Source organism: Micromonospora sp. BS32, from assembly GCF_059089345.1.
Map to the genome: position 1 here is coordinate 100,873 of NZ_JBSSHR010000003.1, position 22,893 is coordinate 123,765.

Below are 22,893 nucleotides of genomic sequence, written 5' to 3' on the forward strand. Positions count from 1 at the left end.
GGTGGCCAGTCTGGCAGCTCACTCCGACAGGTTCCGCCGCTCGCCGCCCGTGTCGGCGAACCGGGCGGCCGACCCGTCCCGCTCGTCAAGGTGCCGCTCGACGCCGGCGGTCATCCGGCGGAACTCGGTGACCAGGTCCACGTCGTACCGGTCGGCGAGGACGAGCACCGACCAGAGGCAGTCGGCCAGCTCGTGCGCCAGCCGGTCCCGGGCGTCGGCGATGTCCCGTCGCCCCTCGACGGCCAGCACCAGCTTGGCGAGGTCACCGACGTCGCCGACGAAACCGAGGGCGAACTCGGGGCCGCCCCAGGGCTCCCGTCCGGCGGCGCGATGGTGCTGGTCGTACCGGTCGGCGACGGCCTTCGCGCGGGACTGGAGGTCGGCGAGATCCATGATCGGAAGTTACCCGACCGTCAGCGGTGTTCGCGGCCCCGCGCGGTGAGCCGGGCGACCAGCAGGCCGTCGCGGGCCGGACCCGGCAGCCAGGTGCCGGGCTGGCGGGTGTCGGCATCCAGCCGGTCGCCGTCGACCGGCGCGCCGCCGTCCCAGCCGGCCGGCCAGGTGCGGAAGCGGCGTACTTCGACCAGCCCGTCGGCCACCAGGTCGGCCAGGGCCCGGGCGAGCGCGGGCAGGGCCTCGTCCAGGCGCGACGACCGCTTCCCGGCGCGCACCCAGGCGTCGGCGAGCTCCGGCAGCGGCGCGTCCCCGTCGGACGCGCGCAGCACGAAGTGCGCCATGGGGGTCAGGCCGGCACGACGCGTCATCCGTCCAGTTTGTCCTGCTGCTGTCTACGCCCGTGCACCACCCCCGACAGCGGACCAGGTGGAGGAGGCAAGGACGTTGCTGACGCTTACGCTGAGTCGTGGTGCGGGTGGTTGGCGGTCGACTGCCCGGTGGGGTCGGTGGTAGTTGTAGGGGATGTCCAGCGACCGTCTCATGCGCATCCACAGCGCCGAGTTCCAGGCCATGGCCGAGAGGGTCCTGCAGGTCACCCAACTCACCTCCCGCCTGAACGTCCTGCCCTTCGAGGACGAAGCGGGCAAGGCAGAACTGTTCGAACAGATTCTCGGCAAGCCGCTGCCGGCGAGAGTCACGATCTATCCGCCCTTCTACACGGATCACGGCCTCCACCTCGACCTCGCCGAGCGCGTGTTCATCAACCAGAACTGCACGTTCCTGGACTACGCCGGCATCCGGCTCGGCGAGCGCGTGATGGTCGGCCCGAAGGTCACGTTCATCACCAGCGGACACCCGGTCGATCCCGAGGAGCGGCGGCTGTACCTCACCGGCGCGCCCATCGACGTGGCGGAGAACGTGTGGATCGGCGCCGGCGCCACGATCCTGCCCGGCGTCAGCATTGGCCGTGATGCCGTGGTAGCCGCTGGCGCGGTCGTGGCCGATGACGTTCCGCCGGCGAGCCTGGTGACCGGCACCAAGGCAACCATGCACCGACGGTGGTGACCGACCTCAGGAACAACTACGAGGACCGGCCGCTCCCGGCTCGCCCGACGCGGGACAGCGCCACCCGGACCGCCTCCTCGGGGAGGTCGACGTGCTCCGGGCCCCGGACCGGGTGGCCGTCCGCGTCCACCACCCGCCAGCCGCCCAGCACCACCACCGGCACGCCACCCCGGCGCAGGGCGAGCGCCACCTCGCTGAGCGTGCCCCACGAGCCGCCGACCGCGATCACCGCGTCGGCGCTCCACACCAGCACCGCGTTGCGGGCCTGTCCCAGGTTGGTCACCACGGTCGCCGAGACGTCCGCGACCGGGCCGGGCGCGGTGCCGTCGTCGGGGCGTACCCCGATCACCAGGCCGGCGCGGGAGCGGGCGCCGGCGGCGACGGCGGCCATCACCCCGCCGCCGCCTCCGCAGAGCACCGTCGCCCCGCGCGCGGCGAGCAGCTCCCCCACCCGGCGGGCGTACGCCAGCTCGGTCTCCGTCGCGGACGCCGGCCCGCAGACCGCCACCTGCACCATCCGCCCATCATGCCCCCGCACGAGGCGGCTCGGGCCGGCGGACCGCGACGCCGGTACGCCCCGACGCCGGGTGGAGGCAGCCGCCGGCGCTACGATCGTGGCCGAGCGAGGGCACATGTTTCCGCCGAGGGCGCCGCAGGTGACGGGCGTGTTCGCCGAACGGAGGAGAGCAGCCGCGATGACGTCGACACCGACCAGCCGAGAGGCGACCGGGGCCCGGGTACGCGAGGTCCGGCGGATCTGGGACGAGGCGCCGCACAACGCCTTCACCGATCTGGTCCGCCACCGCGACACCTGGCTCTGCGCGTTCCGGGAGGGCGGGACGCACATCTCGGACGACGGGGCGATCCGGGTGCTGGCCTCCCCCGACGGCCGGGACTGGACGCCGGCGGCACGGCTCACCAGCCCCGCCACCGACTTGCGCGACCCGCGGTTCGTGGTACGCCCCGACGGGCGGCTGCAGCTGCTCGCCGCCGCGGCCACCGGCGACGCCCCGAAGGCACAGCAGACCTTCACGACGGTCACCTGGCTCTCCGACGACGGGCGCGGCTGGGGCGAGGCCAGCCCGGTCGGGGAGCCGGACGTGTGGGTGTGGCAGGCGGCCTGGCAGGACGACGCGATGTACGGGGTCGGCTACGCCACCCGGGACCCGCGCTTCGCCCGGCTCTACCGCAGCGACGACGGGGTCGACCTGTCGCCGTGGGTGTCCAGCCTCTTCGCCGACGGCTACCCCAACGAGTCGGGCCTGGTCTTCGCGCCCGACGGCACGGCGTACTGCCTGCTGCGGCGCGACGGGAACCCGGCGACTGAGCAGATCGGCCGGGGCGAGGGCGCGACCGCGCAGCTCGGCCGGGCCCGCCCGCCGTACCGGGAGTGGGCCTGGACGGACCTCGGCGTCCGGGTCGGTGGCCCGGCGCTGCGCCGGCTGCCCGACGGCCGGCTGATCGCCGGCGTACGCCTGCACGACGGCGGCGTCCGTACGGCGGTCTGCGAACTCGACCCCGAGGAGGGCACGCTGAACGAGCTGGTCGCGCTCCCCTCCGGCGGGGACACCAGCTACCCCGGGCTGGCCTGGCACGACGGGCTGCTCCGGGTCAGCTACTACTCCTCGCACGAGGGGCGGACCAGCATCTACCTGGCCGAGGTGGAGCTGGACCCGCGCCTCTGACCGCTTCGGCTCCGGTCCGCGCCGGGCTCTGGCCCGGGACGGCGTCGGTCGGCTACCGTGCCGGCATGCCATCGAGGCTGACCGAAGCGACGGACCCGTACTGCCTGCGCGCCGGGGAGAGCGCGGACCTGCTGCGCGGCCACCCGTGGCACCGGTTCGTGGTGCTCGGCGACAGTGTCGCGGAGGGGATGTGCGAGCCGGTCGCCGGCTACCCCGAGGTGCAGTGGGCGGACCGGATCGCCGCCGAGCTGGCCGCGGCGCGGCCCGGACTGGCGTACCTCAACCTGGGCCGGCGCGGACTGCGGGCGCACGAGGTGCGCGCGGCCCAGCTGGACGCGGCGGTGGCGTTCGCCCCCGATCTGGCGCTGGTGGTGTGCGGCGGCAACGACGCGTTCCGGCCATTGTTCGACGCCGACGCGGTGGACGCCGAGCTGGCCGCGATGGTCGCCGCGCTTCGCGACGCCGGCGCGGAGGTGATCACCGTGGGCATGTTCGACGTCTCGTGGAGCCCGGCCGTCCCGGACTCGCTCCGGCCCGGCCTCCGGGAGCGGATGCGACTTCTCTCGTCGCGCACCGGCCTGCTGTCCGCCCGGCTGGGCACCCTGCACGTGCACCTCACCGACCATCCCGCCGTCGCGGACCCGTCGCTGTACAGCGCGGACGGGCGGCACGGCAGCGCGCGCAGTGACGCGATCGCCGCCGCCGAGACGGTCCGCCGCCTCGGCGCCCACCTGGCCGCCCGCCGGCCCGGCGCCCAGCTGAACGCCCGCCGCGTCCCCGCGCCCGAATCGGCCCCGGGCCCCGCCACGTCCTAGATCGAACACCTGCCGGACGCGCCCGCGCCGCGCCTTGGATCGACCGCAAGCAGGGGCGCCAGCGCCGCGTGCTGGATCGAAGGCCTGCGGGGGCGCCTGCGCCGCATGATGGAGCGCCGCATGCGGGAGCCGCCGACACGGGAGGGGCAGCCCCTGCGGTCGGCTCATCTGCCGACGACCGCCCTCCCGGACGTGTCGCGACGGCGGGCCGTATCTGCTCCGCGACCGATATGACGCAGCGTCATATTTATGACGGAGCGTCATACCGCTCATCACGACAAGCGCCCACCGCCACAGTCACCCATCGTGGTCAAGCTCGGTCGCCCCACGCGCCATTCACTGATCAAGAAGTTTGGGCACGGAAGGCGGCTCGACAGTGCCCAAACTCCTTGATCAACGGAGTTCCAACCCGGCGGGGGTTCAGTCGGTGAGGAGGATGCCGGTGAGGAGGACGCCGCGGGCGAGGTTGAGCACCTCCTCGCAGCCGGGGTAGCCGACCCTTGCCAGGGCGCCGGAGCCGGTACGGCCGAAGAGGTAGGGGGCGAGGCTGTACGGGACCTCGGCGGTGACCGTCTCGCCCGTCTCGATCTGCACGAAGTCCATCGCCACCCGGTCGGCCTCCATGTACCGCTGGAGGACGTTGCCGCCGCGCGCGAGGGCGGCGCGCAGCCCCTCCTCCCAGGCGGCCGGGGTCAGCTCCCGACCGATCAGCACCCCGTACCCGGCGGAGCCGTCGGCCGGCTTGGCCACCAGGTCGCGCTGCTCGGCCAACGCCCGGTCGAGCTGGTCGGCGGTGAGCGCCACGGTGTGCGGGACGTACCGGCGGACCAGCACCCGATCGGCCTCCGGCAGTTCGTCCAGGTCCTCCCAGAGCCAGGCGAAGTTGATTTTGTTGCCGAGCAGCCAGGCAGCCGCGCTGACGAACATCGGCAGGGTCCCCGCGTCCAGGGCCCCGGCCACCGCGTCCAGGCCGGCGCTCGGGGTGACCCGGTTCGGCACGAAGAGCCGGAACAGGGCATCCACCGGGGCCGCGCCCACCACCAGCCGGCGAGCGTCGTCCAGCCGGGCGGTGGCGACCGGGGCGATCACCAGGTCGATGCCGAAGTCACGCGCCCGGACGGCCAGCGGGTCGAGGATCCGGATGAAGGTCTCCGGGTCGTCCAGGCCCGGGTACTCGGCGTCGAAATCCATCAGCAACGCCACCCGGGCACCCTCGGCCAGGCCGAGGGTCTCCCGGATCGCCACGAACCGCTGGTCGAGCAGGGACGGCGCGGGGCGGACCGCGAGCCCGTCCAACAGCCCCTGCTTCCGGAAGAGTTCGGCGTACCGGTAGATCACCGTGTCCGCGTCGAAGCCGCCGCCGAGGCTGCTGTCGATGTTGTACTCGACGAACCGGGGCACCCCGCCGGAGACCAGCACGTCCGGCCGGTACGCGGCGAGCAAGCCCTCGTGCAGCGGCTCGTCCTCGTCCAGCAGCCGGGTCTCCCCCACCGGCACGCCGAGCAGCCGGCGCAGCTCGCCGGCCGTGCCGGCCCGCCGCCGGCAGGCCTCCAGGATGAGCTGGGCCAGCCGGTCGCAGACCTCGTTCAGCTCCCGGAACGCGTCCGCGGTGAGCACCGGCGGCCGGGCCAGCCGCCACTGCTTGTTGTACGTCGCCCGGCCGTGGAAGACCTGCTCCCAGGCGGCGGCGCCACTGGCCACCATCGCCGTACGGGCGGCCTCGGGCAGGTCGGCCCACGCCTGGCCGGCCGGCGGCCACGCATAGTTCGGGTCCATGGTCATCCGTCCTTCATGGTCAGTTGGATGGCGGCGGTGAGCTGGTCCCGGCTGGGCTGCACGGCCCGGTCCAGGGCGGCGGCGAAGGGCAGCACCGCGCCGTCCGGGCGGGTCACCCGGCGCGGTGGGGCGGCCAGCGCCACCCGTTCCACCACGCTGGCGATGATCTCGCCGGCGATGCCGCAGGAGCGGTTCGCGTCGTCGACCACCACCAGCCGGCCGGTGCGGGACACCGACTCCAGCAGCCCGTCGATGTCGAACGGGTAGACGGTCCGCGGGTCGAAGACCTCCACCGACACCTGATCGGCCAGCTCGGCGGCGACGGCGAGCGCGTCGTGCACCAGGTGCCCGACGGCGACCACCGTGACGTCGGTGCCGGCCCGGCGGACCACCCCGCGCCCCAGCGGCACCGGGGCGAGGGCGGTCAGGTCGACGTCCTCCCGGACGTCCAGCGCGCCGGCCGGGGCGAAGACCACCACCGGGTCGTCGTGCCGGATCGCCGAGACCAGCAGCCCGTACGCGTCGGTCGGGGTGGCCGGCACCGCGGTGACGATTCCGACGTGGGCGAAGAGCGGGTACGGGTGGTCCGAGTGCTGCCCGGCCCAGCCGGTCCGGGAACCGGAGCCGGGCACCAGGTAGGTGACCGGCGCGGCGCACTGCCCGCCGGTCATCAGCGGGAACTTGTGCGCGTGGTTGACGATCTGCTCGAAGACCAGGAAGAGCAGGGACGGGATCTGGAACTCGATCACCGGCCGCATCCCGGCCAGCGCCGCCCCGGTGGCGAAGCTGGTGAACGCCTGCTCGGACAGCGGGGTGTCCAGGACCCGCTCCGGCCCGAAGCGCTTGAGCAGGCCCGAGGTGACGTTCGAGGCGGCCACCCGGATGTCCTCGCCGAGCAGGAAGACGTTCTCGTCGCGGGCCAGTTCGTCGGCGAGCGCCCGGGTGAGCGCCCTGCGGTACGACAACCTGGGCATCAGCCACCTCCGGTCCGGGCGGTCAGCCCGCTGGCGTACAGGTGGTCCAGCGCGCCGGCCGGATCCGGCTCGGGGCTGGCCAGGGCGAACTCGACGGCCGCGGTTACCACCGTCTCCACCTCCGCGTCGACGGCCGCCCGCGCGGCGGCGGGGAGCCGGTCGCCCTGGATGCGCACCGGATCCCGGGACCGGCCGGCGGCCACCTCCTCCGGCGGGCGGTAGTCGAGGCGTACCGAATGTTCGAAGGTGTGGTGGGCGTCGAACCGGTAGGTGCGGGCCTCGACCAGCTCCGGGCCGCCGCCGGCGCGCATCCGCGCGACGGCGGCGGACGCGGCGTCGCGTACCGTCTCCGGGTCCTGGCCGTCAACGACGACCGCCGGCATGCCGAACGCGTCGGCGCGGCCGGTGATGGTGCCGGCGACCGCGCCCTCGACGGGCATGGTGGTGGCGTAGCCGTTGTTCTCGCAGACGAAGAGCACCGGCACCCGCCAGAGCGCGGCCAGGTTGAACGCCTCCAGCAGCATCCCCTCGTTGACCGCGCCGTCGCCGAAGAAGGTCGCCCCCACCGTGTCCCCGCCGCGCCGCCGCCGCGCCCACACCGCCCCGGTGAGGATCGCGCCGGCGGCGCCGACGATGGCGTTGGCGCCCAGCACCCCGACGGAGAAGTCCGCGGCGTGCATGGAGCCGCCGCGGCCCCGGTTCAGCCCGGTCTCCCGGCCGCACAGCTCGGCCATCATCCGGGCCGGGTCGGCACCCTTCGCGAGCACGTGCCCGTGCCCGCGATGGGTGCCGGTGACCAGGTCCGTCCCCCGCAGCGCGGCGCACACCCCGGCGGCGATCCCCTCCTGACCGAGGTACGGGTGGATGCCGCCGACGATCGCCCCGGAGTGGACCAGCTCGACGGCCCGCTCCTCGAAGCGGCGAATCAGCCGGACCGTGCGGTAGAGCCGGACCTGGTCGGCGTCGATCACCGGTCGCGACCCTCCTTGACCGCGGCGAGGATGTCGTCCCAGAGCCGGGCCCGGGCGGCCAGCGCCAGGTTGACCGTGTCCGCGCACTGCTGCCACTTGACGTCGTCGTCGCCGCAGAGGTCGGCGAGCATCTGCATGGCCATCGGGGTGTGCTGCTCCCCGTCGACCTCGATGTGCCGCTCCAGGTAGTCGACGAAGGTGTGCAGCCGCCGGCTGCGCTCGTTGACGGCGACCACCTGGGTGAACATGTCGGGGATCAGGTCCTCCCGGCCGAACGCGAAGGCGGCGGCCTGGCAGTGCACCGGGGTCTCCTCGATGATCTTCCAGGTGGTGGCGGCGAACCGGGCCGACGCCGCCGGGACACCGGCCCCGGCCAGCGCCTCGGCGACCGGGGTGCCGGCGCGCAGCAGGTCGATCAGCTTCTGCACCGCGGCGGTGTCCGCGCCGGCCTCGGCCATGCCGCGTACGTAGAGCTCGAAGTGGCTGATGTAGCCCTCGCCCAGCTCGTCGCTCTCCTCCACCATCACGATGTCGTTGATCAGGCGGCGGCTGCCGGTGGGCCCGGTGGGGATCCACGGCACGGTGACGCAGGTGAGCTGCCGCTGCAACGACTTCAGCAGGGACATGAAGTCCCAGACCGCGAAGACGTGGTGCTCCATGAAGGTGACCAGCGCCTCGTGGGTGTCCAGGTTGGCGTAGAGCGGGTGCTTGACCACCACGTCACGGCGGTCGGTCACCGCCTTCTCCAGCCGTTCGATGCCCGGATGCGTCCGTCCCCAGTCGTACCGTGACATTGTCAGCCTCCCTGCTGGGCGCGGTCGCGCCAGATGACCGGGCAGTAGTCGGGGTCCGCGTAGTCCGGCCGTCCCTCGTGGGTGCGGCGGACCAGCACGTCGTGGTTGTACGCGGCGAGCGTGCCGTCCGACAGCGGGTACTCCCGCCAGGCGTTCGCGCCGTCCTGCAGGTGCAGCGAGATCGCCTGCCGGGGACGGCCGCTGACGTTGGCGCCGCTGCCGTGGTAGGTGCGGCAGTGGTGGAAGGACATGTGTCCCCGGGGGATCACCATCGGGATCTTGCGGATCTCGGCGCCGTTGTACGCGGCGTTCTCGGCCAGCATCTCCTCCAGCTGGCCGCGGTCGCGCTCGGCGAAGTGCCGGACCACGGTGTCGTCCGCGCCGATCTCCTTCCACCGGTGCGAGCCGTCGACCATGGTGATCGTGCCCATCTCCTCCCCGCAGTCGTGGAATGGGATGAAGGCGGTGAGCATGTCCTCCGACGACGAGGACGCCCAGTAGTGCTTGTCGAAGTGCCAGGGCACGATGTTCGACGGCTCGCCGGAGATCGGCGGCTTGTAGATCAGCGTGGACTGGAAGATCCGGATCTCGGTGGCCCGGGCGAGCCGGGCGGCGACCGCGCCGATCAGCGGCTTGCGCAGGATCGCGGCCAGCCCGTCGTGTTCGTGGTGCACGTAGTCGTTGTGCCGCTGCACCGACCCCTGCGCCGGCTCCCAGTAGGCGAGCTTCGGTGGGCGGACCGACAGCCGGCGGTCCCGCTCGCCGGCGTAGTAGCGGTCGGCGGCCGCGGCCAGGGCGTCCACCTCGTCGTCGGTGAGCAGCTTCTTCGACAGGTACCAGCCGTGCTCGGCGTAGAAGCGCACGTCGGACTCCGAGGGCAGCAGCGCCTCCTCCTCGGCGGTCAGCGTCGGCTCGAACTCGGTCGCGGTCACGCGATCACCCCCTGCGGTACGGCCGCCGCGGCGGCGGCCAACTCCCGTTCCTTGGCCTCGTAGAGCGCCTTGATGTTGCCGCTGCCGAAGGTGCGCGCCCCGCGTCGCTCGATCAGCTCGAGGAAAAGGGTGCGGCGCAGGTGCATCGACTCGGTGAAGATCTGCAGCAGCTGCCCGCCGTGGTCGGAGTCGACCAGGATGTTCAGGTCGCGCAGCCGCTCCAGCGGGGCGTCGACCGGTCCGACCCGCTGCTCCAGGGTGTCGTAGTAGCTGGCGGGGGTGCCGGCGAAGCGCACCCCCCGCTCGCCGAGCGCGCCGACCGCGGTGACGATGTCGTCGGTGCGCAGCCCCAGGTGCTGCACCCCGGCGCCGTCGTGCTCGGCGAGGAACGCGTCGATCTGCCCCGGCCGGCGGGTCGGATCCGGTTCCAGCAGCACCAGGGTGACCCGCCCGCACGGGCTCTGCACCACCTTGGAGTTCATCGCCTGGCCGGCGACCTCGATGTGCTCCTCGAAGATCTGTTGGAAGCCGAAGACCCGCTCGTAGTGGCCGATGGTCACGTCGAGCTGCCCGGGCGGCACGCAGACCGCCAGGTGGTCGATCTCGGCGAGCAGGTCGGCCTCGCCCTTGCCTGGCCCGGTCGCGGTGACCGCGCCGGGCAGGAACGCCGACCGGTCGCCGCGCCGCTGCACCAGCCGGTGCACGACGTCGCCGAAGCCGCCGACCTCGGCGGTCACCACCTCGGCGTCCGCCCCGGTCCAGGTCCGCGGCGGGATCAGCCCGGTCGCACCCCGGGCCACCAGCTCCGCGTACGCCCCGGCGGCGTCGCCGACCTCCAGCGCCACCACCGCGATCCCGTCGCCGTGCCGCTGCACGTACGTCGAGGCGGGATGCCCGGCCGCCAACCCGGAGGTGAGCAGCAGCCGGATGTCGCCCTGGCTGAGCAGCAGGGAGCGCCGCCCGTCCAGCCCGGTCTCCGGGCCGCCCTGTCCGCTCAGCCGGAAGCCGAGCGCCGTGCCGAAGTAGAAGGCCGCCTGCCTGGCGTCCCCCACGTAGAGTTCGATGTGGTCGATCCCACGGATATCCATGATGTCCAGCCCTTCCCCATGTCCCCCCGTGACTGCCGTCCGGGCGTGTGCCGCCCGGGGTGGTACGTCGATCACCTCCCCGGCCGGGCGACCGCCGGTCCCGCCGCGTCGGTACGCCGCAGCAGCAGGCTGACGTTCTGGCCGCCGAACCCGAACGAGTTGGTGAGCGCGAAGTCGGTCCGGGTGGCCCGGGGCTCGGCGCGGATGTGGTCCGCCGGGCAGTCCGGGTCCGGGTCGTCGAGGTGGTACGTCGGGGGCAGCAGCCCCCGGCCGAGCGCCAGCGCGCAGGCCGCCGCCTCCACCACCCCCGAGGCGCCGAGCAGGTGCCCGGTGAGCGCCTTGGTGGAGCTGACCGGCACCCCACCGGTGCCGAAGACCTCGGCCAGGGCGACGGTCTCGGCGATGTCGCCGAGCTTCGTGCTCGTGCCGTGCGCGTTGACGTAGCCGACGTCGGCGGCGGTCACTCCCCCACTCGCCAGCGCGCGGCGCATGCACTCGGCCGCGCCCGCGCCGTCGGGCCGGGGCGCCGTCGGGTGGTACGCGTCGGTGGTCGCGCCGTAGCCGGCCACCTCGGCGTACACCCGCGCGCCCCGGGCGGCGGCGTGCTCGGCGCGTTCCAGCACCAGCAACGCCGCCCCCTCGGCCAGCACGAACCCGTTGCGCCGGGTGTCGAAGGGCCGACTCGCCTCGGTCGGGTCGTCCCAGCCGCGCGCCAGGGCGCGGGCGTTGCCGAAGGTGTCGCAGAAGGTCGGGAAGAGCGGCGCCTCGCTGGCCCCGCAGAGCACCACGTCGGCCTCGCCGGCGCGGATCAGCCGGACCCCGTCGGCGACCGACTGGGCGCCGGAGGCGCAGGCGGTGCCGACCGAGGAGCTGTAGCCCCGGATGCCGTGGGTGATGGCGATCCGCGCCGACGGCATGTTCGGCAGGATCCCGGTCAACAGGTACGGGCTGACCGCGGCCCGCCCCCGGGCGGCCCGGGCGATCACCTGGCTCTCCAGGGTGGACATGCCGCCCACCCCGCCGACGATCACGCCGATCCGGCCCGAATCCACGTCCCGGCCCACCTCGATGCCGGCGTCGGCGAGCGCGTCGGCGGCGGTGAGCAGCGCGAGCACCACGATCCGGTCGAGCACCTTCGTCTCCGGGCCGGAGGCGACGGTACGCGGGTCGACCGGCGGGAGCAGGCCGGCGACCTCCAGGGACTCCCGGGCGGGGTGGCCCTCGGGCGGCCGGGTCAGCCCGGACTTCCCGCTGGTCAACGCGTCGAAGGTGGCCTCCACCCCCCGCCCGACGGGGCTGAACAGCCCCATCCCGGTGATGACGGCGGTCATGACGGCGACTCGGTCAGGTAGCGCTCGCGCAGCGCTACCTTGCGGACCTTGCCGGTGACGGTGACCGGGATGTCGTCGGAGCGGACCGGCACCACCCGGCGCAGGGTCGCCCCGACGTCCGGGCCGAGCGCGGCCCGGACCGCCTCGGTGCGGTCGAGGGCCGGGTCGGCGCCGGCGGCCAGTTCCAGCAGCACGTCGGTGACGACCACGTCGCCCTCCCGCACGATGACGACGGTGCAGTCGGTGACGTCGGGGCGGGCGGCGAGGATCCGCTCCTCGGAGAGCGCGGTGAAGTAGCGCCGGCCGTCGCCGACCTCGACCGAGTCCACCGCCCGGTCCAGGTGGTAGTACCGGCCGTCGGCGTCGGCGTGCACCAGGTCGCCGGTGAGGTACCAGCCGCGCAGCCGGGACCGGTAGGTGGTGACCGAGTCGTTCCAGTAGCCGCGGAACAGCGACGGTGAGTCGATGCCGAGCCAGCCGACCTGCCCCGGGGGCAGCTCGTTGCCGTCGAGGTCGAGCACCGCCACCCTGGTGAACCGGTACGGGCGGCCGATGCACCGGCCGTACCGGTTCGTCTCCACGGTGTGGGTGATGTGGAACATCGAGTGCCCCATCTCGCTGGAGCCGAGGCCGTCGATGAAGACGGAGCCCGGGACCCGGGTGATGCCCTGCCGGGTCACCACGTCCCGGGAGCCGACGGCGACGAGGCGGCGCACGTGCGGCTCGTGCGAGCAGTCCCCGGTGTTGAACCACAGCCGCACCGAGTCCAGGTCGTACCCGGACAGGTCGAAGCGGGCCAGCTCCGCCCAGGTGACGGAGAAGCCGAACACCCCGTCGGGGCGCCAGCGCTGGATCGCGTCGAGCACCCGCTCGCCGCCCTGGTCGGAGAGGAGGAACATCTCCGCCCGGTTGCCCAGCGCCTGGTTGACCATCAGCACGGTCGCGGTGTGCGGGGCGGGCAGCGCGTTGAGGATCCGCCGGGTGCCCTGCGCCTGCGGCATGGTGAGCAGGTGCCGGGTGGCGGCGAAGAGGCTGGCGTGCGAGTGCAGCACCGCCTTGGGCACGCCGGTGGTGCCGGAGGTGTGGGTGATGACGATCGGATCGTCGTCGTGGTGCCGGTAGTGGGCCGGGGCGGCGGCCGGGTCGCCGGTGCCCGCCTCGGCGGGGGTGCCGACCAGCGGCGCGCCCAGGTCGTGGCCGGCCAGCGCCGCGGTGTGCGCGGCGTCGGCGAGCACCCCGGCGGCGCGCAGCCGGCGGATGTACTCGGCGGCGATCTCCGGGCGCAGCTTGCCGTTCATCAGCGCGGGAATCGCGCCGAGCCGGGCCAGCGCCAGGAAGCTCAGCACCATGTCGGCGGCGTCGGTGGCCCAGACCGCGACCGGGTCGCGGGGCTTGATGCCGCGCGCGTGCAGCCAGGCCGCCCGGGCGGCGACCCGCTCGTCGAGCTCGCCCAGGGTGAGCGGGTGCTCGGCCGGGTGCCCGTCGACCGGGGTGTCGAAGGTCAACCCCGGCCCCTGCGGGTCGGCGCCGTGCGCGAGCACCCGGGCCAGCACGTTGCCGGCGCCCACCTCGGTGTCCGCGGCGAGCGCGCCGCGCAGTCGGATCGTCCTCATCGTTCTGCTCCTCCCCCCAGCAGCACCGCGACCGCACCGGTTCCGGTGCCGTCGGGTGCGGTGTCGATCAGGATCAGCAACGCCTCGTCGGCGTCCCCGTCGTACAGCAGCAGCTCCGCCTCGGCGATCGCGTCGGCGCGCGGGTCGCCGGTCGGGCTCAGGCAGACCACCGGGCCGTCCAGTCCGTGCCGCGCCGCGACGTGCCCGGCGACGCTGTTCGGCACCGACTGGAAGAAGAACAGCGGCCCGACCCGGCCGCCGGCGGCCACGGTGGCCCGGACGTGGTCGGCGCTGGGCCGGTCACCGACGGCGCTGACCAGCACCACCGCGCACCGGGTGCCGTCGGCCGCCGGCCGCTCCCGCCGGCTGAGGCAGCGCTGCGCCACCGCCGCGACCAGCGGGTGGAACGGCGAGAGCACGAACCCGGGCAGCGGCGGCGGCGGTCCGTCCCCCGGTTCCGGCCAGCGCGCGTCGGCCAGCACCGTCGGCCCGGCGCCGTGTCCGGCCGCGCGGCCCGGGACGATCCCGAGCCCCGGGCCGCACGGGCCGGTCACGGCGCACCCACCAGCAGCGCGGTGTTCGCGCCGCCGAACGCGGCGTTGAGACTGAGCGCGTACGGGGTGGTGACCGGCCGGGGCGCGTCGGTGATCACGTCCAGCGGGCAGGCCTCGTCGGGGCCGAGGAAACCGGCGTTGACCGGCAGCTTCCCGTGCCGCAGGGCCTGCACGGTGACCACCAGTTCGAGCAGCCCGGAGGCTTCCAGGGCGTGCCCGTGCAGCGCCTTGGTGGAGCTGACCGGCACCCGGGTGGCCCGCTCGCCCAGGGCCAGCCGCAGCGCCGCCGCCTCGGAGGCGTCGCTGAACCCGGTGCCGGTGGCGTTGGCGTTGACGTACCCGACCGTGTCGGCGGGCAGCCCGGCGCGACGCAGCGCCGCCTCGACCGCCCGGGCCAGCCCACGACCACGGGGATCCGGCTGGCACGGGTGGTACGCGTCCCCCGCCCGGCCCCAACCGGCCACGGTGGCCGGTGGCGACGCCCCCCGCCGCCGGGCCGCCTCGGCGCTCTCCAGCACCACCGCGGCCACCCCGTCGCCGAGCAGCAGGCCCTGCCGTCCGGCGCTGAACGGGCGGACCGCCCCGTCGGGGGCGAGCGCCCGGCCGGCGTCGAAGAGCGCGAACTGGTCCGGTTCGACCAGGTAGCCGGCCGCGACGACGACCCGGTCGAGGTCGCCCCGGCGGATCAGCGTGGCGGCGTCGGCGACGGCGGTGCTCGCCGAGACGCAGGCGGTGGTGTAGATCCTGGTGGTGCCGCCGAGCCCGCAGCGCCGGGCCAGGTGGGCGGCGAGTGCCGGCACCTCGGGCCCGGTCCCGGTCGGTCCGTCGTCGACCTGGCGGTCGTCGCGGAAGGCGTGGGGCTGCGAGATCGGCCCGCCGTGGGTGGCCAGCAGCAGGGCGGACCCCGCCCGGTCGGCGGCGGTCAGGCCGGCGGCCCGGCAGGCCGCGTCGATCGCGTCGGCCAGCTCGTCGGGGAGCGTGCCGACGTCGGGCAGGGTGGCGGCGACCCGCACCCGGCGGGCGGCGGTGTCGAAGCGGCGTACCGGCCGGAACGCCGGCACCCCGGCGAGCACCCCGGCGAGCTGTGCGTCGGCGCCCCTGCCCAGGGCGCTGACCGCGTGCACACCGGAGATCGCTACGGGCTCCCGGTCAGCCATCGGCGGGAGTGGTCAGGCAGCCGCGGAAGACCGCCAGGGCGTCATCGACGGTGCGGATCCCGGCGAGCTCGTCGTCGGTGAGGTCCATCCGCCGGTCGTAGCGTTGCTCGACGAGGTGCACGAGCCACGCCAGTTCCATCGAGCCGACCCGGTGCGGCACCTGGTCGACGGGTTTCGCGGTCAGTTCGGCGAGCATGCTCACCAGGTCAGCTCGCCCCAGGTCGGGCTGACCGGACATCAGTTGTCGACGCTGGTCGAACCGGCGACCCGGTCGGCGACCATGGTGGTGAACTCGCCCACGGTCATCAGGGCCAGCTTCTCCGACTCGTCATCGGCGAACTTCACGCCGTACCGGTCCTCGACCCGGACGGACAGGTCGGCCAGCGCGAGGGATTCCAGGTCGACCCCGGACGGGCCGAGGGTGGTCTGGTCGTCGATGCCCTCGACGTCGTAGTTCATGTCCTCGAGCTGCTCGATGACGAAGGTGCGGACCTCGTCTCGCATGGCGGTAACCTCTCTTCGTGGTCCTGCTACCGGCGTCCGGTCGGGACGCCGTGCACGTGTGGGTCGGCCGGGGCACCGGCGGTCGGCCGGAGTCGGTGGAGCGGCTGCTGCGGCACGCTGGTGGCGCGCTGCTCGGCCGGCCGGAGCGGGAGATCGTGGTGGGCCGGGAGCCCGACGGGCGGCCGTACGCCCGAGCCGGTGGCGCGGCCCTGCCGGTGAGCGTCAGCCACGGCGACGGGGTGCTCGTGGTCGCCGTGCGGCGCGCGGGTCCGGTCGGGGTGGACGTCGAGCGGCGCCGGCCGCTGCCCGCGCTGGCCCTGGCGGAGCGCTGGTACACCCCGGCCGAGGCGGACTGGCTGCGCGGCCGGCCGCCCGAGCGGCGGGCCGAGGCGTTCCTGCTGCTGTGGACGGCCAAGGAGGCGGTCGGCAAGGCGCTCGGCCGGGGCCTGCGCGACGGCGGTCTGCGCCGGCCGATGCCGCCGCCGGTCCCCGGTGGAGCGGGGCAGCCGGTCCCCGGGCACGACGGTCTGCGCGTCGGCCACCCGCCGGCCGGTGACGACCTGGTGCTCGCCGTCGCGGTCGTCACCGCGATGGGCGAGGTCGAGGTGCTGCTCCACTGAGGACCGCGTTCCGCCGGTCCGGCGCGGGCCGAAGCCCCACTCGGGCTCGCGCAGCGGGCCGGTCACGGGGTGGCCGCCCGCAGCGCGGTGACCGAGCGGACCAGCTTGCCGGTGGTGGTGCGGGGCAGCTGGTCGAGCAGGTACAGGGTGCGTGGGCGCTTGTAGCCGGCCAGTCGCTCGGCGAGCAGCTTGTCCAGCGTCTCCTCGGTCAGCGCCCCGTCGGGCTGCACGTACGCGGTGATGCCGTCGTCGTAGACGACCACGGCGGCGCCCACCCCGGGCAGCCCGGCGAGGGTGGCCTCGACCTCGGTCAGGTCGACCTTCAGCCCGCCCACCGACACCTGGGAGTCCAGGCGGCCCTTGACGGTGACCAGGCCGCTCTCCGGGTCGACGGTGCCGGCGTCGCGGGTGTGCAGCCAGCCGTCCGCCCAGCGCGTGGGGTCGGCGAGCCCGACGTACGGCGAGGCGGGGCAGCTCACGTGCAGCTCGCCGTCGACCTCACGGACCTCGATGCCGGGTGCCGGAGCGATCGACGGGCGGTGCCGGCCGTACAGGTCGGTGCCGATGACCCCGACCTCGGTCATCCCGTACATGTTGCCCAGCGGGACGCCGAACCGGTCGGTGAAGGCGCGCGCGGTCGCGGCGGGCACCAGCTCGCCGCCGGTGGTCATCCGCTTGAACTGCGGCAGCGGGCGGTCCGGGCGGGTGGAGGCGAGCAGTCCGATGTGGAACGGCACGCCGAGCACGGTGGCCGGGGTGTCCTGCGCGGCGATGGCGGCCAGCACCGCGTCGCCGCTGAGCCGCTCCGGCGGGACCAGCTCGACACCGGCGTGCAGGCCGTAGAGCAGGCCGCCGACCAGGCCGAGCACGTGCACCATGGAGGGGAGCAGGACGATCCGCTCGCCGGGCAGCGCCACCCCGTCGATCCGGGTGTAGCGGCGTACCTCGGCGACCAGGTCGTCGGCGGTGCGACCGATCACCTTGGACGGCCCGGTCGAGCCGGAGCTGAGCTGGATCACCGCGTGCCCGCTGGTGGCGGGGCGGTCGGCGTACGGAGTGACCCCCTCGGTGACGTCGACGAAGACGCGCAGCGCGCCCCCGCCGGTGCGTACCGGCGCGACCACCACCTGCGGGGTGAGCCGCGCCAACGCCCGGTCCACCTCGTGGTCGGTGAGCCGGTGGTCGAGCAGGACGGCCTGGGCGCCGGTGCGCCAGGTGGCCAGCAGGTTCACCACGTACGCCAGCGACGGCGGCAGGCGCAGCGCGGCGGCGCCACCGGGGCGCAGTCCGGCGGCGCGCAGCCGGTCCTGCGCCTCGCTGACCAGTCGGCGCAGTCGGGCCCGGTCCACCGCCTCCGGAAGTCGAAGACAGATGTCGGTCGAACGGCCGGTGAACAACACGTCGTCGACCCAACCGGGGTCCTGCGCCGTAGGATTTTCCGTCGGACGAGCCATGGCCACTACCGTCCACCGCCCAGCGTCAAAGAGGGCGTAATCCGCCCAGAAGGTGCGTCTTTCGGGGTGCTGACGGAACCCTACGACAGCCCGGAGAGCCATTGCTAGATGCAAATGGCTAGATCAGAAAGGGCGGCCGGCCGGATTGCCGCCGATCGATCGGACGGGCAGGATCGGGCGCGTACGCCGGCCCCGTGACACCGCCGGCCGGTTCGCCGCGCGCCCGCCCGGCCGGACTCCGGCCGGTGCGCGTCGCGCTGTGCGAAGACGCCGCCGGTATGGGAGATGCGGCACATCGAGCGCATTCGGCACCGTGGACGCCCGGCCCACCTCCGTCGCTGAACGCCCGCCGCCGTAGCTCAGGCGGCACCCGGCGCAGCAGCCCCGCGGACGCTACGAACGTGATGACGCGGACGAATCACGGGTCGATCGCGCCCGTACGCCGTCCGCCGGCCGGTGTTGGCGCCCGGCGGGGCCAGCGGGTGATCCGTTGCCGTCATCAAGTTCGTAGCGATTGACGGGCGGATCGATCCGATGCCCGTCCCGTGGAACGCATCCTCTGTCAAGGAACCGATGCCCTGCCGCGGAACCGGCCCGCGCCCGCACCGGGACCCCGCGGCGGCCGGAGGCCGGCGGCGTCCATGACCCGCCGGATGGAACCTGGCGGTGAGGCGCTCGAAAACCAGAGGCGCAGCGCCGCTGTGCGCCATTACCGTGCTGCCGAAGCAAGTCGTCTAGGCAAGGACGTCCCGTTGTACACCCTGTGAGACCTCCCGAGCGCTGATTTGTCGCGCGTCGCGCATGTGCGCCGCGCTTCTTTTTGCTGCGGACTTCTCACTGAAACCGGTGTATTTCTGTGCTCAAAAACTGGATGGTCGTGCCCACCTGCCTGCCGCTCGTTCGCCGCTGTTGCCACGCGTGCGCGTCCGAGCGCTTCCGGGCAAGCGGTAAATTTCGCGTCAACGCAAACCACAAGCTCATCGACGCCTGGCTCCTCGCGCTCTGTACCGCTTGCGGGGAAACTGCAAAGCTCACGGTCCTGGAACGGATGACTGTGCGATCCATACGACCTGAACTGCTGGACCGGCTGCATGACAACGACCCTGGCCTGACAGCTGAGCTGCTCCAGGATCCGGTCGTGCAGCGCCGTAATCGCATCGCCCTCGACTGGGACAACGCCTGGCGCCTCGACACCGGCGGACCGGATCACCTGGACCGCGAGTTGATCGACGTCTCGGTCCGCTTTGCGGCGCGGATCCCGGTCCGGCCGGTGCGACTGATCGCTGAAGGTTGCGGTCTTTCGCGGGCCGAGGTCGAGAGACTGATCACGGACGGGAAACTCGTTTCGGCAGTCCGGCTGAGCGGCAAGCTCTCCGGCGACTTCACCTTCACGCTCAAGCGCTGACCCCCCTCCTCGGGACCACGGGCCTGTCCGGGATGATCCGCCGGACAGGCCCTGGTGCGCGCCGCCGATCGCCGCGGTGCCCAGCGGTGGTGGGCTCAGTCGGCCGCGCCCCTCGGGGCCGCCGGCGCGCCGCGTACCACCAGGGCGCTGTTGAAGCCGTCGAAGCCGCGGGCGCAGACCAGCGCGACCCGGCTGCGCGGGCGTCGGGGCGTCCGCAGGAAGTCCAGCTCGCAGCCGGGCGCCGGGTCGGCCGGCCCGGCCGACGCGGGCAGCGTGTCGTGGTGGAAGGCGAGCAGCGCGGTGGCCACGTCCAGCGCCGACCCGCCCTGGTGGGCCCGGCCGGTCAACGGCTTGTGGGTGCTCACCGGCGGCGGCCGGTCCCCGAAGACGGTCCGCAGCGCCGCCGCCTCGGCCCGGTCGTACCGGGGCACGCCGAGCGCGTCGGGCACGACCAGATCCACCTGCCCGGCCGTCACCCCGGAGCGGTCCAGGGCCAGCCGCATCGCGCGTGCGTACCAGCCGGGGTCGGCGGCGACGTCCGAACCGGTTTGCGCGGCGTCGTGGGTGGCGCCCCAGCCGGTGACCTCGCCGTAGATCCGGGCGCCCCGGGCCATCGCGTGGCCGAGTTCCTCCACCACGAAGACCGCCCCGCCCTCGGCCGGTACGTACCCCGCGGCCGTCCGGTCGAACGGCCGGTACGCCGCGGCCGGGTCGTCGACGTCGCTGAGCAGGCCGGAGCGGAGCTGGCAGGCCAGCGCGTACGGGCTGAGCGGGCACTCGGTCGCCCCGGCGATCACCACCGGGGTGCCCCGCCGGACGGTGCGCACCGCGTGCGCGAGGCTGTCCAGCCCGCCGGCGGACTCGGCGACCAGCACCCCGCTGGGCCCCTTGAACTGGTGGTGGATGGAGAGCTGCCCGACGCTGGCGGCGTAGAACCAGGCGATCGACTGGTACGCCCCGACGGTCCGGGACGGCCCACCCCAGAGCCGTTGCAGCTCCCGCTGCCCGAACAGGTTGCCCCCGGACGAGCTGGCCAGGGTGACCGCCCAGCCGTACGGGTCGGGGGCCCGCTCGGGCAGCCCGGCGTCGGCCAGCGCCAACCGGGTGGCGGCGAAGCCGAGGTGGGTCCAGCGGTCGGTCTGCACCAGTTGCCGGGTGTCGGCGTACCGGGCCGGGTCGAAGTCGGCGACCTCGCCGGCGATCCGGGTCGGGTAGCCGGCCGGGTCGAACAGGGTGATCGGGCCGGTGCGGCGGGTGCCGTCGCGCACCGTACGCCAGTGCGCGTCGGCGCCGACGCCGCTGGGCGCGACCACCCCGATGCCGGTGACCACGGCCCGTACGGCGGCCCGGTCGTCGGTGCCGTGCGGCGCGGTCACGCCGGCACCGCCAGCCGGCGGAAGAGCATCGCGGACTGGAAGCCGCCGAAGCCGCTGCCCACCGAGAGTGCCACGTCCACCGGGGTCTCCCGGGCCACGTTCGGCACGTAGTCCAGGTCGCACTCCGGGTCCCGAGTGGTCCAGTTGGCGGTGGGCGGCACCACCCCGTACTCGATGGCGAGGGCGCAGGCGGCCATCTCGATGGAGCCGATCGCGCCCAGCGAGTGCCCGACCATCGACTTGATGGAGCTCACCGGCACCCGGTACGCCGCCTCGCCCAGTGCCCGCTTGAACGCCGCCGTCTCGTGCCGGTCGTTCTGCCGGGTGCCGGAGCCGTGCGCGCTGATGTACGAGACGTCGGACGGATTCAGCCGGGCCTGGCGCATCGCCGCGGAGATCGCCAACCCCATCTCCACCCCGTCCGGGCGCAGCCCGGTCATGTGGAAACCGTTGCTGCGGCTCGCGTACCCGGCGACCTCGCAGTAGACGTGCGCGCCCCGGTGGCGGGCGTGCTGCCACTCCTCGAGCACCAGCACCGCGGCCCCCTCGGCGAGGACGAAGCCGTGCCGGTCGGCGTCGAACGGCCGGGAGGCGTGCGCCGGGTCGTCGTTGTCCGGGCTGGTCGCCTTGATCGCGTCGAAGGAGGCGACGGTGACCGGGGAGATCGGCGAGTCGGCGGCCCCGGCGAGCACGATGTCGGCCTCGCCGTCGGCGATGAGCTGGTGGGCGTACCCGATGGCGTCGATGCCCGAGGTGCAGCCGGTGGAGATCACCTGCGCGGGGCCGTGCAGGCCGTGCCGGCACGCCACGTCGGCGGCGAGGCTGCTGGGCACCAGCGCCTGGTACAGGTACGGCCCGCCGAGGGCGTGGTCGACCAGCCAGCGCCGCCCGGAGTCGCTGACCCGCACGTACTCCTGCTCCAGGGCCATGGTGCCGCCGACCGCGGTGCCGAGGACCACCCCGGCGACCGCCCGGTCGGCGTCGGTGAGGGCCAGTCCGCTGTCGGCCAGGGCTTCGGCGGAGCACGCGAGGGCGAACTGCACGTACCGGTCGGCGCGCTGCCGCTCGGCCAGGGTCAGCCCGGCAGTGTCGGGGTCGAAGTCGCACTCGGCGGCGATCTGGGAACGGAACGGGGACGGGTCGAAGAAGCTGATCCGCCGGGTGGCGGTCCGCCCCTCGGTGAGGGTCTTCCAGAACCGGTCCCGGGTGGCGCCGCCGGGGGCGACCACGCCGATGCCGGTCACCACGGTGCGCCGCTCGGTCACGAGGGGCCCCGCTGCTCGGCCAGTTCGGTGTCGACATGGCCGAGTTCCGGGCGGGGCGCCAACGGTCCGAGATGGAACACCACCTCGGCCGGCACGTCGCCGGTGTTGCGCAGCCGGTGCCGCACGTTACGGGGTACGAAGAGCGCCTCCCCGGTGGCCAGCGGTACCGGTTCGTCGTCCAGGTCGACGGTGATCGCCCCGTGGGCCAGGTAGAGGAACTCCTCACTGTAGGGGTGGTAGTGCTCGGCGATCCGCTCCCCCGGCGCGAGCGCGGCCACCCCCATGAACCCTGAGGTGCTGCCGACGGTCTTCGGCCCGAGCAGCACCCGCAGCTCCCCGCCGCGCCGCCGGTCGGCGGTCACGTCGCGGGCGGCGACCAGGCCGGTGACGGTGTCACTCATCGCCGCCTCCCGCGTACGCCCGCTCGATCCGCTCCTTGATGACGGCCAGCTGCACCCGGCTGTTGGCGTTGATCCGCTCGGTCATCCCGGCGTTGTCGACCGGCGCGGAGGGTTTCATCGCGAAGTCCTGCACCCAGGTCATCCGGGTGCCCCCGGCTTCGCGGTCGTAGCGCCAGTGGATCCGCATGTACTCGAACGGCCCGGTCTCCACCCGGTGCGCCCGGACCTCGCGGGTGACCGGGTCGGCGGTGCGTTCGCTCACCCAGCTCCAGGACACCCCGTTCTCGTCGGGGTGCATGGTGAGCCGGAAGCGCACCGTGTCGCCGTCGCGCTGCAGGATCTCCACCGCCGCGTACTCGGTGAACAACTCGGTCCACCGGGCGACGTCGTTGGTCCGCTCCCAGACCAGCTCCAGCGGCGCGGCGATGACGATGCCGTTCTCGGTGTGGCCGGGCGGGTCTGCGCGGCGGGCGACCAGGTCGGCGACGCCCGCGATGCTGAGCTGCGCGGCCTGCTCGGGGATCTGCACCCGCCACCGGTCGGCCACCACGGCGCTGAGCTCCAGCAGGGCCAGGGAGTCCATGCCCAGCTCCTCCAGGGAGGCGGCGGGGGCACGGGCGGCGGCGTCGGCGTCCAGGCCGCAGTGCGCCACCAGGATGTCGGTGATCTCCGCGCTGAGCGGTCGACCGTGGGTGACGGTCATCTCGGGTCCTCCTC

Annotated in this window: 25 protein-coding genes; 5 read left to right on the forward strand and 20 right to left on the reverse strand. The window is 74.0% G+C overall.

Features of this window, described 5'->3' with window-relative positions:
- Positions 1-18 precede the first annotated feature (18 nt).
- Positions 19-393 (reverse strand): nucleoside triphosphate pyrophosphohydrolase family protein, encoded by a 375-nt coding sequence (locus AC5RWQ_RS05960; RefSeq protein ID WP_494281725.1) that lies wholly within the window; start codon positions 391-393, stop codon positions 19-21.
- Between the two features lie 20 nt (positions 394-413).
- Positions 414-764, reverse strand: a complete 351-nt coding sequence (locus AC5RWQ_RS05965; protein ID WP_494281726.1) for a hypothetical protein — start codon at positions 762-764, stop codon at positions 414-416.
- Positions 765-918: 154 nt separating this feature from the next.
- Here AC5RWQ_RS05965 and AC5RWQ_RS05970 point away from each other — a divergent pair, with 154 nt between their 5' ends.
- Entirely contained in the window at positions 919-1,461 is a 543-nt protein-coding gene (locus tag AC5RWQ_RS05970; RefSeq protein WP_494281727.1) for a DapH/DapD/GlmU-related protein, read from the forward strand.
- 16 nt (positions 1,462-1,477) lie between these two features.
- On the opposite strand, the gene AC5RWQ_RS05975 is transcribed toward AC5RWQ_RS05970, so the two are convergent.
- The gene (locus AC5RWQ_RS05975) at positions 1,478-1,978 is read right to left on the reverse strand and encodes an SLOG cluster 4 domain-containing protein (protein WP_494281728.1); all 501 of its coding nucleotides are present in this window, start codon (positions 1,976-1,978) and stop codon (positions 1,478-1,480) included.
- Between the two features lie 178 nt (positions 1,979-2,156).
- On the opposite strand from AC5RWQ_RS05975, the gene AC5RWQ_RS05980 reads away from it, so the two are divergent.
- Together AC5RWQ_RS05980 and AC5RWQ_RS05985 are read left to right on the forward strand one after the other, a co-directional pair.
- Complete coding sequence (locus AC5RWQ_RS05980) at positions 2,157-3,146, forward strand: exo-alpha-sialidase (protein ID WP_494281729.1); 990 nt, start codon at positions 2,157-2,159, stop codon at positions 3,144-3,146.
- A 65-nt stretch (positions 3,147-3,211) separates the two neighbouring features.
- Complete coding sequence (locus AC5RWQ_RS05985; protein ID WP_494281730.1) at positions 3,212-3,961, forward strand: SGNH/GDSL hydrolase family protein; 750 nt, start codon at positions 3,212-3,214, stop codon at positions 3,959-3,961.
- 420 nt (positions 3,962-4,381) lie between these two features.
- Here the strand turns inward: AC5RWQ_RS05985 and AC5RWQ_RS05990 are convergent, their stop codons facing one another.
- The 12 genes from AC5RWQ_RS05990 to AC5RWQ_RS06045 all read right to left on the reverse strand — a co-directional run bounded on the left by AC5RWQ_RS05990 (position 4,382) and on the right by AC5RWQ_RS06045 (position 15,655).
- Entirely contained in the window at positions 4,382-5,737 is a 1,356-nt protein-coding gene (locus AC5RWQ_RS05990) for an ATP-grasp domain-containing protein (RefSeq protein WP_494282024.1), read from the reverse strand.
- Positions 5,738-5,739: 2 nt separating this feature from the next.
- Positions 5,740-6,711 carry an alpha-ketoacid dehydrogenase subunit beta gene (locus AC5RWQ_RS05995; protein ID WP_494281731.1) on the reverse strand — a complete coding sequence of 324 codons (972 nt, stop codon included), beginning with the start codon at positions 6,709-6,711 and terminating at the stop codon, positions 5,740-5,742.
- Positions 6,711-7,682, reverse strand: a complete 972-nt coding sequence (locus tag AC5RWQ_RS06000) for a thiamine pyrophosphate-dependent dehydrogenase E1 component subunit alpha (RefSeq protein ID WP_494281732.1) — start codon at positions 7,680-7,682, stop codon at positions 6,711-6,713. Before AC5RWQ_RS06000 ends, AC5RWQ_RS05995 begins: the two co-directional genes overlap by 1 nt.
- Complete coding sequence (locus AC5RWQ_RS06005) at positions 7,679-8,476, reverse strand: DUF3050 domain-containing protein (RefSeq protein WP_494281733.1); 798 nt, start codon at positions 8,474-8,476, stop codon at positions 7,679-7,681. The genes AC5RWQ_RS06000 and AC5RWQ_RS06005 overlap by 4 nt, the downstream gene beginning before the upstream one ends.
- 2 nt (positions 8,477-8,478) lie before the next feature.
- Positions 8,479-9,408 (reverse strand): phytanoyl-CoA dioxygenase family protein, encoded by a 930-nt coding sequence (locus AC5RWQ_RS06010; protein ID WP_494281734.1) that lies wholly within the window; start codon positions 9,406-9,408, stop codon positions 8,479-8,481.
- The gene (gene hppD / locus AC5RWQ_RS06015) at positions 9,405-10,496 is read right to left on the reverse strand and encodes a 4-hydroxyphenylpyruvate dioxygenase (protein WP_494281735.1); all 1,092 of its coding nucleotides are present in this window, start codon (positions 10,494-10,496) and stop codon (positions 9,405-9,407) included. Before hppD ends, AC5RWQ_RS06010 begins: the two co-directional genes overlap by 4 nt.
- Before the next feature lie 71 nt (positions 10,497-10,567).
- Positions 10,568-11,827, reverse strand: coding sequence for a beta-ketoacyl-[acyl-carrier-protein] synthase family protein (locus AC5RWQ_RS06020; RefSeq protein WP_494281736.1), 1,260 nt, complete (start codon positions 11,825-11,827; stop codon positions 10,568-10,570).
- Positions 11,824-13,440 carry a class I adenylate-forming enzyme family protein gene (locus AC5RWQ_RS06025; RefSeq protein ID WP_494281737.1) on the reverse strand — a complete coding sequence of 539 codons (1,617 nt, stop codon included), beginning with the start codon at positions 13,438-13,440 and terminating at the stop codon, positions 11,824-11,826. Before AC5RWQ_RS06025 ends, AC5RWQ_RS06020 begins: the two co-directional genes overlap by 4 nt.
- Complete coding sequence (locus AC5RWQ_RS06030; RefSeq protein WP_494282025.1) at positions 13,437-13,964, reverse strand: beta-ketoacyl synthase chain length factor; 528 nt, start codon at positions 13,962-13,964, stop codon at positions 13,437-13,439. The genes AC5RWQ_RS06025 and AC5RWQ_RS06030 overlap by 4 nt, the downstream gene beginning before the upstream one ends.
- A gap of 26 nt (positions 13,965-13,990) precedes the next feature.
- Positions 13,991-15,151: a beta-ketoacyl-[acyl-carrier-protein] synthase family protein gene (locus AC5RWQ_RS06035; protein WP_494281738.1), complete on the reverse strand. Its 1,161-nt coding sequence runs from the start codon at positions 15,149-15,151 to the stop codon at positions 13,991-13,993.
- Positions 15,144-15,389, reverse strand: a complete 246-nt coding sequence (locus AC5RWQ_RS06040; RefSeq protein ID WP_334490320.1) for an acyl carrier protein — start codon at positions 15,387-15,389, stop codon at positions 15,144-15,146. The genes AC5RWQ_RS06035 and AC5RWQ_RS06040 overlap by 8 nt, the downstream gene beginning before the upstream one ends.
- The gene (locus AC5RWQ_RS06045) at positions 15,389-15,655 is read right to left on the reverse strand and encodes an acyl carrier protein (protein ID WP_334490321.1); all 267 of its coding nucleotides are present in this window, start codon (positions 15,653-15,655) and stop codon (positions 15,389-15,391) included. The genes AC5RWQ_RS06040 and AC5RWQ_RS06045 overlap by 1 nt, the downstream gene beginning before the upstream one ends.
- Before the next feature lie 17 nt (positions 15,656-15,672).
- Between AC5RWQ_RS06045 and AC5RWQ_RS06050 the strand changes: the two genes are divergently transcribed.
- Positions 15,673-16,275, forward strand: a complete 603-nt coding sequence (locus AC5RWQ_RS06050) for a 4'-phosphopantetheinyl transferase family protein (protein ID WP_494281739.1) — start codon at positions 15,673-15,675, stop codon at positions 16,273-16,275.
- Between the two features lie 62 nt (positions 16,276-16,337).
- On the opposite strand, the gene AC5RWQ_RS06055 is transcribed toward AC5RWQ_RS06050, so the two are convergent.
- On the reverse strand, positions 16,338-17,729 hold the full coding sequence (locus AC5RWQ_RS06055; protein ID WP_494281740.1) for a class I adenylate-forming enzyme family protein: 1,392 nt from the start codon (positions 17,727-17,729) through the stop codon (positions 16,338-16,340).
- An 856-nt stretch (positions 17,730-18,585) separates the two neighbouring features.
- On the opposite strand from AC5RWQ_RS06055, the gene AC5RWQ_RS06060 reads away from it, so the two are divergent.
- Entirely contained in the window at positions 18,586-19,134 is a 549-nt protein-coding gene (locus AC5RWQ_RS06060; RefSeq protein ID WP_494281741.1) for a DUF1062 domain-containing protein, read from the forward strand.
- 95 nt (positions 19,135-19,229) lie between these two features.
- Here AC5RWQ_RS06060 and AC5RWQ_RS06065 read toward each other — a convergent pair whose 3' ends face one another.
- Genes AC5RWQ_RS06065 through AC5RWQ_RS06080 form a run of 4 tightly spaced genes read right to left on the reverse strand, consistent with a single transcriptional unit; the run spans position 19,230 to position 22,879 of the window.
- Entirely contained in the window at positions 19,230-20,510 is a 1,281-nt protein-coding gene (locus AC5RWQ_RS06065) for a beta-ketoacyl synthase N-terminal-like domain-containing protein (protein WP_494281742.1), read from the reverse strand.
- Positions 20,507-21,775, reverse strand: a complete 1,269-nt coding sequence (locus AC5RWQ_RS06070) for a beta-ketoacyl-[acyl-carrier-protein] synthase family protein (protein WP_494281743.1) — start codon at positions 21,773-21,775, stop codon at positions 20,507-20,509. Before AC5RWQ_RS06070 ends, AC5RWQ_RS06065 begins: the two co-directional genes overlap by 4 nt.
- Positions 21,772-22,176, reverse strand: coding sequence for a cupin domain-containing protein (locus AC5RWQ_RS06075; RefSeq protein ID WP_334490329.1), 405 nt, complete (start codon positions 22,174-22,176; stop codon positions 21,772-21,774). The genes AC5RWQ_RS06070 and AC5RWQ_RS06075 overlap by 4 nt, the downstream gene beginning before the upstream one ends.
- Positions 22,169-22,879, reverse strand: a complete 711-nt coding sequence (locus AC5RWQ_RS06080; protein WP_494281744.1) for an SRPBCC family protein — start codon at positions 22,877-22,879, stop codon at positions 22,169-22,171. Before AC5RWQ_RS06080 ends, AC5RWQ_RS06075 begins: the two co-directional genes overlap by 8 nt.
- Between the last annotated feature and the right edge of the window lie 14 nt (positions 22,880-22,893).